7 protein-coding genes are annotated in these 17,740 nt (G+C 36.8%); 1 reads left to right on the top strand and 6 read right to left on the bottom strand.

The annotated features are described in order from the left end of the window. Positions 1-593 precede the first annotated feature (593 nt). From VIO64_RS08405 to VIO64_RS08395, 3 genes are all read right to left on the bottom strand, one after another. Positions 594-1,364, bottom strand: a complete 771-nt coding sequence (locus VIO64_RS08405) for a restriction endonuclease (RefSeq protein ID WP_331917078.1) — start codon at positions 1,362-1,364, stop codon at positions 594-596. A 358-nt stretch (positions 1,365-1,722) separates the two neighbouring features. Next, positions 1,723-2,295 carry a hypothetical protein gene (locus VIO64_RS08400; RefSeq protein ID WP_331917076.1) on the bottom strand — a complete coding sequence of 191 codons (573 nt, stop codon included), beginning with the start codon at positions 2,293-2,295 and terminating at the stop codon, positions 1,723-1,725. Between the two features lie 14 nt (positions 2,296-2,309). Next, positions 2,310-11,228, bottom strand: a complete 8,919-nt coding sequence (locus tag VIO64_RS08395) for a S8 family serine peptidase (protein ID WP_331917074.1) — start codon at positions 11,226-11,228, stop codon at positions 2,310-2,312. A gap of 699 nt (positions 11,229-11,927) precedes the next feature. Between VIO64_RS08395 and VIO64_RS08390 the strand changes: the two genes are divergently transcribed. Next, entirely contained in the window at positions 11,928-12,878 is a 951-nt protein-coding gene (locus VIO64_RS08390) for an aldolase catalytic domain-containing protein (protein ID WP_331917080.1), read from the top strand. A gap of 104 nt (positions 12,879-12,982) precedes the next feature. Here VIO64_RS08390 and VIO64_RS08385 read toward each other — a convergent pair whose 3' ends face one another. The 3 genes from VIO64_RS08385 to VIO64_RS08375 form a co-directional block, all read right to left on the bottom strand. Beyond that, positions 12,983-13,780 (bottom strand): stalk domain-containing protein, encoded by a 798-nt coding sequence (locus VIO64_RS08385; protein WP_331917072.1) that lies wholly within the window; start codon positions 13,778-13,780, stop codon positions 12,983-12,985. Between the two features lie 120 nt (positions 13,781-13,900). Beyond that, a complete protein-coding gene (locus VIO64_RS08380; protein WP_331917070.1) occupies positions 13,901-16,462 on the bottom strand; it encodes a glycoside hydrolase family 9 protein in 2,562 nt (853 codons plus the stop codon). A 257-nt stretch (positions 16,463-16,719) separates the two neighbouring features. Then, positions 16,720-17,740, bottom strand: a 1,021-nt coding sequence (locus VIO64_RS08375) for a GDSL-type esterase/lipase family protein (RefSeq protein ID WP_331917068.1), incomplete at its 5' end; no start/stop codon positions are given.

Here is a 17,740-nt window from a genome sequence, read left to right as displayed (position 1 = left end):
AAGAAGCAATACTAAAGCCTTTGGAAAAATGAAGGTTGACATAGAATTAAATATACAAAATAACCTTTTTTGTCCTGCATCCAGCCTGTAAGTCACTGGGTATCCATGTTAAACCTGGTTTTACCTGTATTTCTTCGAAGTATCTCTAGAAACACTTCGGAGTCTTTCTCAAAAAAATGGGGGGATGGGTTTGTTCTGATCTCGCTCCAAAGCGGCTTTGACAGTCACTAGAAGTGACAAACAAGGGAACCGGAATAAAAATAGTTTTTTTTATTCCGGTTCCCTTGTTCCTGAAGTGTTTTTTCATTTATTTATGCTATGCCAGAACTGCCGACTTTAGCATATTGACTGTACAAAACTTGTTTTTACTGGAAGGTAATGTTTGCTGCCTGCGAAGCCCTTCTCTTTTTTGGGAGGATGGGGTTTTTTACCCTGAATCTCTCCAATGGTAGCCTCGATAGTCACAAAAAGTTGATAAACAAAGATATTGTGGCATAGTGTTCCGGCAATAATTCTACGCGTCAAGCTTTTAAAAAATTCGAAATTGCGGGGATTACAAAATCTGCATAAAACGGACGGTACACCCTTAAAAACTACCTTTGGAATTTATATTCATTTAGCCATTTTTTAAGTGCATCAAAATCTCTTAAACTTAATTCATACTGGATTGGATTTGCAAACTTAACTGCTTCTGATGTAAAGAAAGACGTTGACGCAATTATTGCCATCGTAGCTCGTTCTTGCATTTTTACTCCATACAATCCTCTAACAAGTTCTACTCCAACCGGATTATCTTCTGCATATCTTTTACATTCAATTATATACAAAATACTTCCGATTGAGTTATTCTTTGCTGCATAAATATCTTTTCCACCATCTCGTGTTTGTTTCGTAAGTGTTACATCAAAACCCTTACTTGCAAATATTTCGGCAATAACTTTTTCAAATAGCCTTGGATTAATTTCTCTTAAAAAGGATGGATTCTCTTTCAAGAATTTCATTAAATCTTCATTAACCTCTGAGACAATTATCCTGCTCTTAGGAAGAATAATGCTTTTTTCATTCATAAATATTTCAGAATATACTTCTCTAAGTGGCTCGTATTTTGTATAACCTTGTGCACCATGCTTATTAGAAAATGGATAACTTACATAACCTCTTGGTTTTCGCTCCCCCTTAGCTTTTTCTTCATTTTCTGCCATGTGGTGCGAACAAATAAATGGGCATGTATAATCTTGTTGATAGAACTCTTCATCGACAATTCTATAATAATCATATAAATAAACTTCGTATTCTGCTAAACGCTCACAACCATTGACACTGCATTTAGTTCCAATTTTAAATTCATAAACTTTATTACTCATATAACTTCCCCCCTTCAACTTGCTTCAAAGACCCACTCAAATCAATCCGCACAAGGATATTATAACATTTGTATCCAATAATTCCTACTTTGCTCTAAAGCGATAATTAGGCAAAAGTTTTTACAAGTGAAAAAGAGAGATTCGACGATGAAGAAAAAAGCAAAGCAGTCAGTTCTGCTTGACCTATAACCTATATATCTCTATCGGAATACAGGTTATAGGTGTATCAGGTCTTCTGATATTCTCTGCTGGTTTCCAGAAATAATATAAGAATATTTATTTGATACAGGAAACATTTGAAAAAAACAAGAATGAAAAAGAGAGCAGAATTTTGGTCTGCTCCCATAAAGGTTTAATGCTAATTGTGAAGTTCAATCCTAAATTTGGGTTCAACCTCAAGTAATTCACATTGAAATATGTATGATGCCATCCCATCATCATCATATAAACATCTTGTTTGCTCTATTTCTATGGTATCCCATTTATCTTTATTTTTACCCAATTGCATATCCACCTTTGAAGCAACTATTTTTAGGATATTGTTAATACTCCACGTATAAATCAATGGCTGTATATCTTTTTCTTTATGATGATATTCAAAATATTGAAACATGTCAATGTCAATGTGACCTTTTCCTTCAATAAAATCACCAACTTTAACGTTTCCATTATATTGCTTTATTAATTCAGGAAAAGCATAAGCCATAAACTTACCAAAGTCAACCACCCAAACATTATTGTTCAAATATACTATTTTGCCTGTAACAGCATAATCGTTTAGTTGCATGTGTCTGGTTTTAATATATTTTTTTTCAGAAGAAAAAGTACATTCTGTAGGCCAAAAACACAATGCAAACTGAGCCTTTTGAGCTTTTTTAAAATTTCCATAAGCTTGTTTGAGATAGCCGGACTCTACTCCAATGTTATACACATTCTCACACCTTCCTATATTGTTGGATATCCTGTTATTATATTAAAGCCAGTTGGTGAAGTTGCGTCCTTAACAAGAAATAATTCGGATTTTGTTAATTTGCTAGCATCAACAACAGTGCTAGTACCCTTATATACACCATTTCCTAAACTGTATCCATTATCAAATGTAATGGTAATAATATTTTTATCTGACTCAAGCCACTGTTTTATTATAGTTGCATTACCTCTCAAGTTTTCTCTAATTGCCTGAATTGCTGTACTTTGATTAGTAAATGCCGATGCTAAGTCACCGCAATTTGGGTCAGTTAAGGCTCTGTTAACTAAATCATTTATTGTTTTTCCTACATGCCTATCTAATAAGTGTGCACTGCTAGACCTTGTAATTAAATCATAAATCTCACCATCTGTAGCCTTTAAGATTTTGTTCATTATTTGGGTCATGGCTTCAGTACAGTCATTATGAACAAGTAATCCGTTTGTACCGACAAAGTATGTATGATAGTCTGCAACATTTAGGTTGTAAATTCTCTCTGGCTCGTTCAACGCCTCAATACTCTTTCCAATTAGAGTCTTAAGCTCGCCTTTGGAATTAAGTATCTTATCTCCAACTTTCAAGTTTTCGGCAGCTTTCCACCATCCGCTGTCGGTAAAGAATAAGTGATTTGCAGTTGTTCTTATTTCTTCGTTATCAAGTTTCAGATGAACAAACTCGTATGTACTCTTGATGTAAACGTACTTGACCTCTTTGTAATCTATTGTACCAGAATTTACATCTTTTGATAATACAAAGTCACCTTCTTTGATGGAATCAATACGCTTAAGCCCTGAAACCGTTGGTACAAGAGTATCACCAGAAAAGCATTGAGTACCAACACACCTTAGAACATCTTCAGCCATTTCTCCGGTCATTTTTTTCTCAACCATTAATTCTGCTTTCAACTGAGCTCTTGAGAAATTAAATACTTTACCATCATTTCTGGTAAATATCATCAAGTCATTCTTGCTAATTACCGACTTTACTACTTCAAATATTTGTTCATTATTAGGTCTAAGTAGATTTTTTATTCCTAATGCACCTTTTACTAAAGTCTCTGTTGTTGCTTTTATAAATCCAGTTTTTTTAATCCTTATTGCTTTTCCACTTATAACTGGTAAGAATACACACACTGCTGTAAATACTTGTTCGCCAGGGGATAATTTATCTCCTGTAATTAAATCCACACCTGTTATTGCTTCCTGTATATCCTTTACATCACTTGTGCCTGGTAAAACGCTGAGTGTCATAGATACAATATTTGCTGCATTTACCTTTCCTTTAGCAATTCTTGATGCATCTATGCATAATTGCAAGCTATTATCTTTTCGACGTACTGAATAAATATTATAATATCCTAGGTATTGAGCCAACTGAATGACATTTACAGCAACTTTGTTTTTTACATACGGATCTGGAAGACGATAGAAATTAATACCATATACAGGTTTATTGCGAGCATCTAAAACTTTTGGGGTAATTATGGGGTTAGTTTGATTGTCGCCAGTTTCAAAATACAATTTTGTTAATACAGAATCCACATTATAGAACTGAACAACACGTGTAGTGTTAGGTACTTGTTCTGGAGACCCTATTGAACCGTTAAAACATTTTGCTAATTCATCTATATCTGCATAAGGTTCAAAAAAACCTGTGTCTGAACAAACAGTAGTCATAGTCTTAAGTTCAATAGGATCAGACCAACTTAATCGATCTCCATCAATTTTTCCTGGACATATTAGTACACTACTCACCTTATCAGATGCAAATTGAACTTTTTCATTTAAGTATTTAGTAGCAGCTCTCTCAATATCCTTAATTTTGGCATAGCACTTATTCTCTGGAATAACGCCTGAATCTGAGAAGTATAAGTCATCAATTTCTAATTCAATACTGGGAGCATATTGAAATTCTCTATAGTAAAGTTTAGGAACTCGGCCTAACATTTTAAACTCAAAAATTCCATTAAAGCTAGGTGTAAAACATTTAGTCAAGTATTCTCTAACACGGACTCCTCTCTCTTTAAGCCAAGTACCACCTTGAGTCTCTGCAATTTTTCTCAAGTGGTTATACTTTGTAAGTTCTTTTGCTGTAAGATCATCAACTTCTTCTCCTGTTGCTCCTAGATTCCCCATAAAAATTTCTTTAAATTGTCTTATTGCTTCAACAGTATTCCTATTATAACACCCTGTAACCCCTAGTTCCTCAATAATTGCACCGTTAGGGCCATATCCCTTCAAGACTTTACCGCACCCAAGCTGTCTCAAAACTAATTGTATTTTTCCAATATTCCCGCTGCCAACACCGGCTGAATCATATGTATATTGATCATGTACTAACTTATCTGCCTGATAACTAACTGCAATAATTTTATAATCCAATTCCATTTGAGTATTTTCTGGTGAGTTTGAATTACTTGAAGCACTTTCTATACCAAGATGATTAATAAAAACATCGAAATTTACAATAACTTTTCTGTTAAATGGATCAATCCTATATAGATTACTATCAAATATTGCTATATGCTGTGTATCTATAGCTACTTTGTATTTATCTTGTTGTTCAACGCTTATTGTACCCTGACATTCTTTCACCAGATCTTCTAAATATGCATCTTTTCCAGTTAATGGTGTTTTTACAGAATTAATAACTTTTATAACATATTGACCTGTTCCCTCAGTATTATTAAAGTGCCGGACAATAAAGAGATATTTTGTATCAATTTTCAAATCACATTCAAGATAGAAGTTAATTCCTGATTCATTATCATCATTTGATGCAATTAACTCATTGGCTGTTGATCCAACCTTATATACATCAATAACTGTATCTGTTCCACCTTCACTCAATATTGTATGTTTTTTTGTTATATGAGGCGTAAAATAGAATACATCTACATCCCCACCAAAATCTATTGACCCTTTGGCACTGAATACCTCATTAGGTGCATCTGGAGTGGATGGATTTTGTGTGTTTACTGTAAAGTTAATTTTATATATTTTTTTAGTTATACCGTCTTGTGCGGTTACTTCAATCATTACTGTACCTGGAAATGTTTGTGGTAAAATTATTGTATATTTTGCTAACGGGTTTATTCTATAAGCATAAATCGGAGGATAATTGTATGTTCCGTCTTGAAGTGCTACATCATATTCTGTAATATCTGGATTGAATAATGGTATGGAATAGTCCCTAATATTTATACTACTTAATCGTGCATCAGAGCTATTTGAGACCTGAGTAGGAGAACATTTATCGCCATCTATTCCTAATCCTAACCTAACAAGAAGTACCCCATCTCTTTGGACATGATGTAAATTTTTTCCCCATGACCAGATAGAACCATCACTTTTTAAAGCCACTGCATGAACCGTACCTACATCTATTCTAACAATATCGTTTAAAGATTTCATCTGTACAGGAGTATTCTCACTGTAATCAGTAAATGAACCTAAGCCTAGAATTCCTCCATAGTTTCTTTTCCATGTCCATACAGTTCCATCACTCTTTAATGCAACAATATGATAATCTCCTTCTATAATTTCAATTATATTAGATAAATGTTCCATTTTTGCTGGTACAAATTCATCTTGGAAACCTTCTATATCCAACTCGCCATTGCTATTTTCTCCCCATGCCCATACAGTTCCATCACTCTTAAGTGCATATGATGATGATTTGCCAGCAAAAACAGCTTTTACATCGGTCAATTCCTCTACTTTAACTGGAGAAACTATTTTGCCTGAGCCGACTCTTTCAAATACACTAACTCTGCTGCTCTCTTTATTTTGAATTACATTTACCTTCTTATTAGAATAGTTATTTATAATGATGTTCAGCGAAAGATTTTCGTTTTCTTTAATATCCGGAACAACAACATTAATGGCAATATTAAGATCGCCAGCAGGCAGGTTACCATATATATATGCACATTGAACACTGGAACAAAAAGTTGTCACTGAATATTCAGAATCTGTTGCATCAATAATTACATTTATTTGATCACTTGTTTTAAATCTAAAAAACTCCTCATACTTTTTAATCCCGCGTACAAGATAATTCTCTCCAGCAATTAAATAGCCATATACATCGAAAGTAATATAATCACTATACTCACTACCCAACAAATTAATATCTGGTTTAAATATAGGTGTAATCTCACTTAAAGGGAGATTTCCAAACTCATCAATAACTCCCAAAGCACCATTTGAATTATCACCCCATGCCCATACAGTACCATCTTCCATTAATGCTAGCGAATGTTTTTCACCAGCTGCTATATCAACAACCCTACCTTCAGGCAACCCTTGAACTTCTATAGGATCATAATAACGCTTTGCTATGTACTCTCCTAATCCTAATTGTCCAAAGTTATTTCCACCTTCTACATATACTGAGCCATCTTCTTTTAGGAATAATGTATGATAAGTGTTATAGGCGACATCTTTAATACCTGTAATACCGTTTGTATCAGGAAATAATTTGAGATCTATATCAAAATAAACAATTGTGCCATCTTTCTTTAATGCCATTATATAAGATGATTTATTATCATAAAGTGCTTTCACATTTGCAAGGCCTGGAATTTGTTTTCCTCTACTCAAATCCCAAACTGTACCATCTGATTTTAGCCCTACAGTCCAGCTCCCCATAGCAGCTATATCAATAATTGCACCGGAAGAAATTTCAACATTTCCATACTTGGCCATTCCAAAACGCTTTGCAATAATTATTACATCTGCCATGTTGATGGCATCATCCATATTGAGATCACAATTGGCATTATATATAGGATTACCTTTTATACTGTTAAAGCCTTTTGCAATCATAATAATATCCGACATGTTAATTGAGCCATCTTGATTTATATCTCCAGCCCACATATCAACAGGCTTATCCTGGGTACCTACAATTATATCAGATGATAGTTGAATATCTGTAATTTCTCTTTTTAGATAACCTGCCTTTGTTATTGCTATTTTAAAGACACCTGTTGTTGTATTATCAAGATACTTTTCAAAGTATCCGCTACTATTTGTATATACATCATAAGTTGTTGTTCCAATAGTAATTAATACTGTAAAACCTGACTTGTCTGTTCCAGTCTCTGGAGCAACATAACCGGAGATCTTAGTATTTGTTTCTAACACTGCAACTTTAGTGCCTTCATCATCATGAGAAGAGTTTACATCAACTGACTGGGGATTGACAGGTAAAGAGCCATTAATACTCGGTGGCTGCTGTACCGTCAAATTATTTCTTATAACATTGCCGTACCAATCAAACAACTCAACCCCCGAAGCAGCTCCAGGCATAGACTCTGAACTTTCAAAACGAATATCAATTTTATTTTCACTAATAACCTTAAATTTGATAATCGCTATGTTGCCGCTGGTTTCGCTGGCCCCACTAGCCTTGTATGCATTTAAGTTGATATAACAATTTCCAAAGGTAAGTAAGCCTTTTCCCAAGTCATTATAAGCTTGAGAAAACGGTGAATAACTCTTATTAGTAAGAATATTTCCATCCTCAGGAGTTGTATAATAGGTAAAAGGTAACAGACTAGAATCAACCGGCATCAAAACTTGAGGATCATACTTCAAATTAACCTGATAACCAGCCAAGTTATTAATCTTGTCGACTTTTAACGTAGCAGTTATAATTTCGCCTATACCTGCTGATGTTTTATCAAAATCAATCTTAACTATTCCCATGGTTTCATCATTCAAACTCAGTGTGTAACTATGGCTTTCTGAGCTGCCCCAATAGGAATAAACCTTAATAAAGTAACTTCCTGCAGCCAGTTGGCTTATGACTGCTTCATCAGAATTGCTGCTAATGGTTGAACGTCCTACCTCTGTGAAATCACCGTTAGTGTATGTATAAACCACCACATCATAGTCCATTCCAAATGGTATATTCTGAAGTCTTACTCCTACATTTGTGCTGGTTGCAAGAGTAAATTTGTAGCAATCTACATCATCCGGATTATCAATTGATGCCCCTATAGTACTATTAAGGCTTAATAAAGGCTTATTTCTTGAATTAACAGTATATATGTCATCATTTACTTCATATTGATCAGCGGTATAAACCCCTGCTTTTAACTCATAAGTATCTGTAGGGTCTGAGCCTGCATAGGAATATATCCTGATATAGTATTTACCTGGTATTGTGATAATAGAATTAAATTTTTCATTATCACATCCCGAGCTAAAAGATCCACCCAAATATGCACCATCTTTGTTATATACCTGCATGTCATAATCGCAGCCTGTCGGGATGCTTTTCATTGTTACGGAGAGCTTACCTGTCTTGCTTGTATCAAGTACAAACCAGTCATCATCTGAATTAATATTAATTGTTGGTTCAATAACTGTGTTCTCAGAGATGGGTTTTGCGGTATCTTTACTGTCATTTGGTTCAAGGCTGTCAGGTGCTTTCTCCGTAGAGTACACCATAAGCTCATAGTTGTGATGAATAGAACTACTGCTGTATGTATAAGGCTGAATAGCTATATAATACAGACCTGTTGTTGTTGCTGTATATGTTATCCTCTCATCATAATTGGATTGATTCACCGAATAACCAAGATAATACTGTGTATTATCCATCAGACTCATGTCATAATCCTCGCCGGCTGCCATTCCTTTGAGTTTTATGGAATATGTCTTTCCTGCTGTAAGGTTTACCGCATAGTAATCATGCTGACCACTTTGCTCTATAGTACCAAAGACTGTTCCTTCTGAAATTGTTTGTGCTGTATTAAATGAATGATTCGCATTATTATCAATTATATAACTGAGAGCTGAAATATCATGTGCTGCTGTCTGGTATACTGATTCTGAAACAGACACATCAAATAATACTGGTGTTCCTCCAAGATCAGTCATGGTACTAGCGTTTTTTATACTTGATTCAAAAACCTTGCCATCCTTAGTTGTTGAACTTACCTTATAATTGTTAAAGCTGCTTATATCATCAACCTTTAATATAAGCTGGTGTTTAGTTGTTAATTCATTATCAGATATGGTTTTATCTAAAGATCCGTTTGCCCCATAAGAAAGTATAGAGTTTGACGCAACCGCTGTAGTCCATGAAATAGAAATGAAGTTGCCTTTTAATTTATTTGCACTTAAATTCTCTATACCGTTTTCACTTGATGCAATATTAGCAAGCCCTTTATTAATCAAGGAATCTACGAAGAGATTATTTTCCCCAACAAGAGGCTTTTCAGTTTTCCCTGTTCCTTCAAGGCTGGTATTGTAAACCTCTTCAGGCTCCTTTGACTTATTAATTAGGTTTTCAGGCTTGGGAGTTTCTGTTACAACAGGAACAGTGCTTTCTTGAGGTGCACTATTTATTAATGCAGCATAAGCATTAAGTCTTCCTGAAGTAGAAACCCTACCTGAAAGATTTGCCGATTTGGTTACATTGTTCCGTATCCTATTCTTTATTTCAGCAGCACTAAGGCTATTATTACTGCTTTTCAAAAGAGCAACAGTTCCAGTAACAAAAGGAGCTGCCATTGATGTTCCACTTAAATATCCGTGCTTATTTCCAGGAAGTGTGCTTAGAATGTTTAAACCAGGTGCTGATAAATCTACTTTTGTGCCGTAGTTTGAAAATGATGCCAATTGTCCCTTGTTGTCGTTCGCTGCAACAGCTATAATATTAGGAAGATCGAAGGCAGCTGGGTATACCGAACTTATATCAATATTTTTTCCCGCGTTACCTGCTGCACATATAAAGGTAATGTTACTTTTCTCTATTGTTTCCTTTAGTGCCATATTTTGGTCGGAACCACCCCACGACAGGTTCGCAATGGTAACACCCAGCTTTTCACAATATTCAATGGCTGATATGGCGTCGCTTGTATACCCTGTACTGCCGCTTATAAACTTCAGAGGAAGTATCTTTACATTAGGTGCCACGCCGACAATTCCTCCATTGTTGATACCTGCTGCGATTATACCTGCAATATGGGTTCCATGAGTATCCTCTGTTTCTGAGGAGAAAACATTATTAGAACCATCTACGAAATTCCACCCATTTATATCGTCGATTACCCCATTCCCATCATCATCCAGGCCATTTGCCAATTCATTTGGATTTTTATAAATGGAAGCAGCAAGATCAGGATGGTTTATATCTACCCCGGTATCTATTATTGCTACCTTTACTGTGCCAGAACCTTTAGTGATATTCCAAGCATTTATTGCATTTATATCAACTCCTGCAGTACCTGCTTGTCCGATTACAGACTGCCCTGAATTATGCAACCCCCACTCCTCAATGAACCTCTCATCTGTGAGCTCGCTCATCAGTTCCAGTTTATAGTTAGGTTGTACATACTCTACATTGGGGTCCTTTTTAAGTTCATCTATTACGCTAGTGAGTTCACCTTCATCTGAGATTTCTATAGTTTCCAGCTTGAGCCTTTTGATCCAGGACTTTGATGTAAATGATAGCTTGGACTTTTTTGTCTTAAGCTTTTGCTTGGTATTTTCTTTTTGGTTTATATCCTTGTACTTTACTATGACCTCTTTTTTGTCTTTTCCGCCGTTTACCTTTAGCAAGTCAGCTATACTTACCGTTTGTGGCTGTTTGTCATTACTTTCAGTTTTAACAGATGCTAAATTTGTTATTCTTTTTTGTACCTCTTGAATGTCGGGCGACATTGTTGGTGCTGTTACCACCTTTTTTGCCGCTTCATCTAGTGCTTTTCTGATTGGATCATTAAATGGATTATACACTGAAGATTGAGATGATACAGTAGTACTGATGAACTTTTCCAGTAATGGAAATTGGACACCGTATGCTGTAATTGAACCTAAAATTATTTCAGTGGCTAGACTAAGGATGATTCCCACTGAAATTGCTCTCTTTTTCAACATTTAAAGCCTCCCCTTAAATAAAATTATTTTTAAGAATAATTTATTTGTTTTACTATGAGTTTTATTAGAACTTATTTATTGCAACTGAGGAATAAAAGGTAAAAATATTGACTCCTATTTATGAAAGATTGTAGGTAAAATATCCTTCTTCAATAATAATATAAACATAAAAGAATTGTCTTGGTATTAGTAGAAAGTTTATGAACTTCTTTTTTGTGTTTATATAGAATAGCATCTATTGCCAAGCAAGCCCTACTTATAAATAAAACAAATAATAATTATTCTTTCCATTCAATATAATAATGAATTTATTACCATTAGTCAATACCTATAATGGCATCATGAAGTGGTTTTGCCAAATCGGTAAAAAATTTTGATTTGAAATTTGGAAAACAATGTGTTATTATTTGAAGTGTAGAATGGAAGTATGGTAGGAACGGCAGATTCAAAAGGAAAATAATTCTGTTTTTTTAAATTACAATTCTCCGTTTCCAACGATACAAACCAAAATTCAATAGAGGTATACTTTTCCGGGATGAAAGATTATGTTGCGGCGTTGTTGTGCATCCTGAGAAGGCTATATCCATGTGTTAAATTATACCCTTAAAATGGGTTGAAAGGTATTAATATCAAATTGGAAAGGATGTATTTAAAATGAGTGGAGTAAGAGTTAGTACGGAAGGAAAAAAAGGAACATGGATGACATACCGTCCGGATATTAAGGTATTGGACTGTACAATAAGGGATGGAGGCCTGGTCAACAGTTTTAATTTTGATGACGGGTTTGTCAAATCGGTCTATAATGCTTGCGTTGAAGCTGGTGTAGATTATATGGAAATGGGATACAAATCTTCTAAAAAGATTTTTGCCAGGGACGGTTTGGGTGCCTGGAAATTCTGTGATGAAGAGGACATTAGAAAAATTGTCGGTGATAATGACACTGATTTGAAAATATCAGTTATGGCTGATGCTGAAAGAACAGATTACCATGAAGATATTCTTCCTAAAAGCCAAAGTGTTATTGATATGGTGCGTGTTGCAACCTATGTGCACCAGATTCCTACCGCTGTTGATATGATAAAAGATGCACATGACAAAGGATATGAAACAACGATAAATATAATGGCAGCTTCACAGCTTAAGGAAAGTGATCTTGATGAGGCGTTGGAAATACTCTCAAATACTGAGGTTGACGTAATTTACGTTGTTGACAGCTTTGGGTCGCTGTATTCAGAAGACATACAAAACCTTACAGCAAAGTACCTTGGCTACGCTGAGGCTGCAGGTAAAAAAATAGGTATACATGCTCATAACAATCAGCAGCTGGCATATGCAAATACTATTGAAGCCATTATACGCGGAACCAGCTACATTGATGCTACAATTGCAGGACTTGGCCGAGGTGCCGGCAATTGCCCAATGGAATTAATACTTGGCTTCCTGAAAAACCCCAAGTTCCATTTGAGACCGATTCTTGAGTGCATAGAAAACAGCTTTCCAGATCTTAAAAAGTCCTGCAGTTGGGGATTTGACATACCCTACATGCTGACCGGTCAGCTAAACCAGCATCCAAGAACTGCTATCAGCTTTTTATCAAGCAATCGTGTAGATTACACCAATTTTTACGATACGATCGTAAATGGCGATTAAGCGATTTAATATACGAAACCACTTGTTCAGTGACGCTGTACAGGTGGTTTCATATATTATCTGTCTTTTTATTTTTATCTGAGGCATTCCCTAAATATTGTTTATTAATAGATATCAACAATATTTTCGCTGGGGATCCATACCACCTTTTTACCAAGGGCTTCTGCTATGAACCTTACCGGGACGAATGTCCTTCCATCCTTTATGAAGGGCTGTACATCCATTTTACCGTTTAGAATTTCACCGTTAACTCGTATTTTGGGTGTGTCTGCAGGATAATTAAGGGATGCTATGGCGGCATTAATCCTGCTTACAAATTGAAGCCACCTGGGGTCAACCTCCTTGATACTTGTATTAACCAAAGGAGCAGGACATGGTTTGCCTGTAACATCAAAATGGCGGAAGTCCTTCTTAATGTGAGGCATGTAGAGCTTCGTAAATTCGATAGCGTTTGATAACACTTTATCCCAAGCGTTCATATCGTTCATGCAAAGCTCTGTCTGAATGGTTCTAAAGTTTTGCTGGTAGTTGAATACGTCCCTGGCTATCCTGGTCTGGCCATTGTAGCCGTTATTCATATTAAGTGATTTATCCCCTGCCCCAGGTGCATACTCATCATGAGGAATAATTATTGTTACGGAGTCCTTGTCTATATAGTTATGGGTTGCACCATACACAAAAGGAGTTATTCCATCCTGCTCATAAAATTTGTATGACTTGGTTTCCTCATTCCACTTCTTGATGTATGGCCTGCCGGCATATTTTCTATGCATTTCGTCTGTGGCAGTGGGTGAAGTGTTTGCGGTGCCATGCCATATTCTTGCGTCCTGGGAATAGAGCTTGGTTCCAGGCCTGTTGGGATGGCCTAGAGGTATATAATCAAATACTACTTTTAATGCCATATTAGATCACTCACTTATAAAGAAATTCACCATAATACATATTATGGTGAATTCAGAATTCGTGTGAAATGTGTTTCGCTCATTTGATAATGCCGTGTTAGCAGCATGAGTGTTTAAGCATTAAAGCAGCTCAGGATAGCTTGAGGCGGTGGCGTTAAAGTGCTTCGCAACTGCAATTACATCTGCCATATTTATTGAGCCGTCCTTTGTAAAATCACTGTTTTCATCGTATTTGCCGTCTCCTGGTATTGAGTTGAAAACCTTAGCAATTTCGATAATATCCGACATGTTTATTGCCCCGTCCTGAGCTCCGTTTCTTTCCATATCCCCTGCCCAGAGCTTAATTGGAGAACTTTGGGATGACAGTGAAATTCCGTTTGAGTATATTTGTACCTTATCTATTTGACGAGTTAGAAAATTTTTCTTGCTTATAGTTAGGGTATAAGCTTTGGTCACATCTCCCAGCGGTGTTACAGGTGCATTTTTTATTTCAAAATATCCGTTTTCATCTGTCAAAGCAGATAGGCCTGTGTTTAGTATTTCAACCTTGAAGCCTGATTTTACTTTAGATGCTGATGAAGCCATATAAGTGAAATCTGCGTCTATATACCCTGAAACCTTAGCTCCTGAAGGTGGTATGGATACTATAGGTGTCGGTGTTGCAGAAGAATTACCGGAGGGTTCTTTACCTGCCAAAAGCTTTCCTTCATTATAAACAGGAATATTCGGAGCTTTAGCAAGTGTTGTACCTGAAGATGTAATTCCGCTAAAGGAAAAATCGTTGGTATTATCCCATCCTGAGGTGCCGTTTGGGGCTTCAATCCTAAACTGAACCTCTCTCCTGTGTGCAGACTGCCCTCCAGGATAGATAGCATTGCCGGGTACAAATGATATATTTGCATAATAAATGTTTTTAGCTTTATCCCATGGTAACAAAGTTGGTGAGATCTGAGCATTTTCATTATAGCCTAATGTGACTTTGATGTCTTCTGGTTTTACTCCCTTGTCCACAAGTTCACTTATATCAACAAAATATCTGAAGGAAGCATCGTATAAAACCTTTGCGGGCCATGCACTGCGGTTTCTAAGCACCGACTTAACAGCCACAAAATTGGAGCCTGAGCTTGCAGAGGCTTCAACAAAATACTCGTCTTCTTTTACTTCTTCAATTGCAGTTAAATTTGGGATGGGATTGCCGCCGTATCTCTGATACAGCTTAGCCAGAACGCCTACAAATCCTGCGTTGTAATCGCATGCAACTTCGGTAAATTCAAATTTACCAGGGTCGTCTGTAAACTTGTCGGTCAAGTCCGGTCCTCCAATAAGAGCACCAACTATGGTGTGCCTTGAATACCCAGGAACTGTTTTGTCATCAGACCACGAGCCGTGTGCTGTTCTATGATGAGGGTGCTCAGGATAACCTGTTCCAAAACCTATCACATAGCTTCTGCCGGTACTTCCAAGGCAGTAATCCACCTGTGTCTTTGCAAAGTCTCTATATATAGTTGCTTTTTCTGATGGGCATTCGGTCCAATCGGAATATACCTCTGCTAGGAATGCGGTTGTGGTTGCATATCTGAGACACCCCCATGTATCAAGCCATGCAAGTCCCTTCGGAGTATACCTTACCCTCTCACCCTTGTAGCCTACAGTCCACCAGTCAAGGTTTCTTTCTGTGGATTCTTTGTAGATGGGTTTTTTGGTTATTCTGGCCAGGAGGATTTGTGCACCGAAAAGCACGTTATCCCAGTTATGACCCCATTTATATGCAATTGTCCCATCCTGAGTTTTTTCCCAGTTCGGTACGTATGATTCGGCTTTTTCTATGTAGCTTTGATCGCCTGTAGCAAGGTATAACCAGGCAGCTGCCCATGAAAGCTGGTCATAGCAGCCGCTCCATGACTTGTAAAAGTCATTTGCAACAGGAGCATACGCAGACTCTGACTTTGTCTGGTCTGTGCTCTTTGTCTGATCTGCAAAATTCAAAAGTTCTTTTGCGTGCTTTAAAAGTACGGCAGCATATTCGGGATCGCTTTCCTTAAATACAATTGATGCTGCAGCCATAGCAGCTGAAGTGGATGCAACAACAGTTGTGGCTGTTTTGGTAAGGTCTGCCTTATATGTAATCCTTTCAAGTTTAAGGTCCTTCATTGCCTGCTCAACGGTTTCGGCAGCACCCCAGTACTTATGGTCATACATACCCCCGCCATGTCCCACTTCAAAGTAATAAACATTGGGTTCGGGATGGCAGTTAATGAAGTAGTCTGTTGCCCACTTCATTTCCCTCAACAGGTATTCAAGCTGACCGCTTTTTTTGAAAGCATCCTTGTACTCATATATTGACCAAGCCAACATTGCTACTGAGTATGACATGGGAAGATTGAATTTGACATGATCTCCTGCGTCAAACCAACCCTTGCTTAAATCTGCTCCAACATCCTTACCGTCGTTAACTACGGCATCTCCCCTCCAGTTGTTCCTGATCCAGTCAGGCTGTTTGCCCGCCAACTGGAATTCATAAAACATGATAGCTTTTTGCAGTGCCTCACCATAGTTGTAGCTTTCTGCGGCCGATACTGATGGTGCTGAACTGCCAAAGGGAATAATCCCACCTGCTGCAAGTACTAAACTAAGGAGCAAGGACAATAGTTTTTTTGCTCCCCATTTTTTTCTCTCTCTCATACACTTATACCCTCCAAATCTCTAAAATAGTCATATATATTATTTTATAATATAAGAAGACAAATTAAAAGGATTATTCCGATGCAGTAACATTTACTTCTACATTATTCCCAACCCAATAATCGCCTACCTTTACAAATACCCATATGTTTGCAATAATGTATTTTATCTACAACATTGTAAATATAGATTTATGTTATGTGACAAAATTTTATTTAATCTTATGGAGAGTGACTTTTAGAAATTTAATTTTTAAATTATTTTGCCAAGTCAGCTTTTATAGCATTATACCAAACATCGGCCATCTTATTGTAACCGGTAGCATTAGGATGAACTCCGTCTGCAAGATCGGAAGAAGTAAGAGCTTTAAACATTTCTACAAAATATACAGGCTTGCCGGTAGCAGCTTTTTGTTGGACAATTCCCGGAATTTTTGCATTATAGGCAGTTACATTGGACGCTGACATTGGGAAGGGAATAATATCGGACACATAAAGCTTTCCCCCTGCAGGTAATTTGGCACAGATCTTGTCGATCAATGTGCTTAACCTTTCATGAGCACCGGTAGGAGTCTGGTACATGTCATTGGTGCCTATATGTAAAAGAACAATTTGAGGCTTGTAGGTATCCATCCAGGTATTGATATTTGTATCAATCTGGCTGATTGTCCATCCTGAGTGTCCTTCATGATTCTTATCTCCAAGATCTGAAGGACCGTTTGACATGGATCCTACAAAATCCACAGTTTGTCCGTTACCTGTAATACTTTTCCAAAGCTTAATCCTGTATCCGCCCGGAACGGTTAAACCATCAGTTATTGAGTCTCCCAGAGGCATTATCTTGATGGTACCTTTTGGACTTGGTATTGGACTTGGTGTTGGTGTGTTAGTAATGATCCTTGTCGGAGTGTTATTTACATCATTTACAGTTTTACCAAAGTTTGTTGCGATAACTATAACATCAGCCATATTTATTGCACCGTCATTGTTTAAATCATATGCTGCTACATATTTTCCATCTCCGGATATGGAGTTGAATTTGGTAGCTAATAGTATAACGTCAGCCATGTTTATAACACCGTCACTGTTGATGTCTCCTTTGACGGTTGGAACATTAGAAGAATTTGTAGGTGATGGTGTGCTTGTCGATGTACTGCTTGGTGAAGAGGATGACATAGGTGCTCCCCAAATCCTGAAGTTGCCACTGGCATGAAGTAAACCAAACATGAAGAGGCAGCCGTCATAGTACCTGTATTGTCCGCTTGGTGCAGATAGCTTC

The organism is Pseudobacteroides sp., assembly GCF_036567765.1.
GTDB lineage: Bacteria > Bacillota > Clostridia > Acetivibrionales > DSM-2933 > Pseudobacteroides.
The sequence above is the reverse complement of the archived record's forward strand: the minus strand, read 5'-3'. Positions and strand labels throughout refer to the sequence as shown.

Bases quoted from the DNA above. Each gene is read 5' to 3' on its own strand.
- VIO64_RS08405 (WP_331917078.1), bottom strand. From the start codon at position 1,364: ATGAGTAATAAAGTTTATGAATTTAAAATTGGAACTAAATGCAGTGTC.
- VIO64_RS08385 (WP_331917072.1), bottom strand. From the start codon at position 13,780: ATGGCATTAAAAGTAGTATTTGATTATATACCTCTAGGCCATCCCAAC.
- VIO64_RS08390 (WP_331917080.1), top strand. From the start codon at position 11,928: ATGACATACCGTCCGGATATTAAGGTATTGGACTGTACAATAAGGGAT.
- VIO64_RS08380 (WP_331917070.1), bottom strand. From the start codon at position 16,462: ATGAGAGAGAGAAAAAAATGGGGAGCAAAAAAACTATTGTCCTTGCTC.
- VIO64_RS08395 (WP_331917074.1), bottom strand. From the start codon at position 11,228: ATGTTGAAAAAGAGAGCAATTTCAGTGGGAATCATCCTTAGTCTAGCC.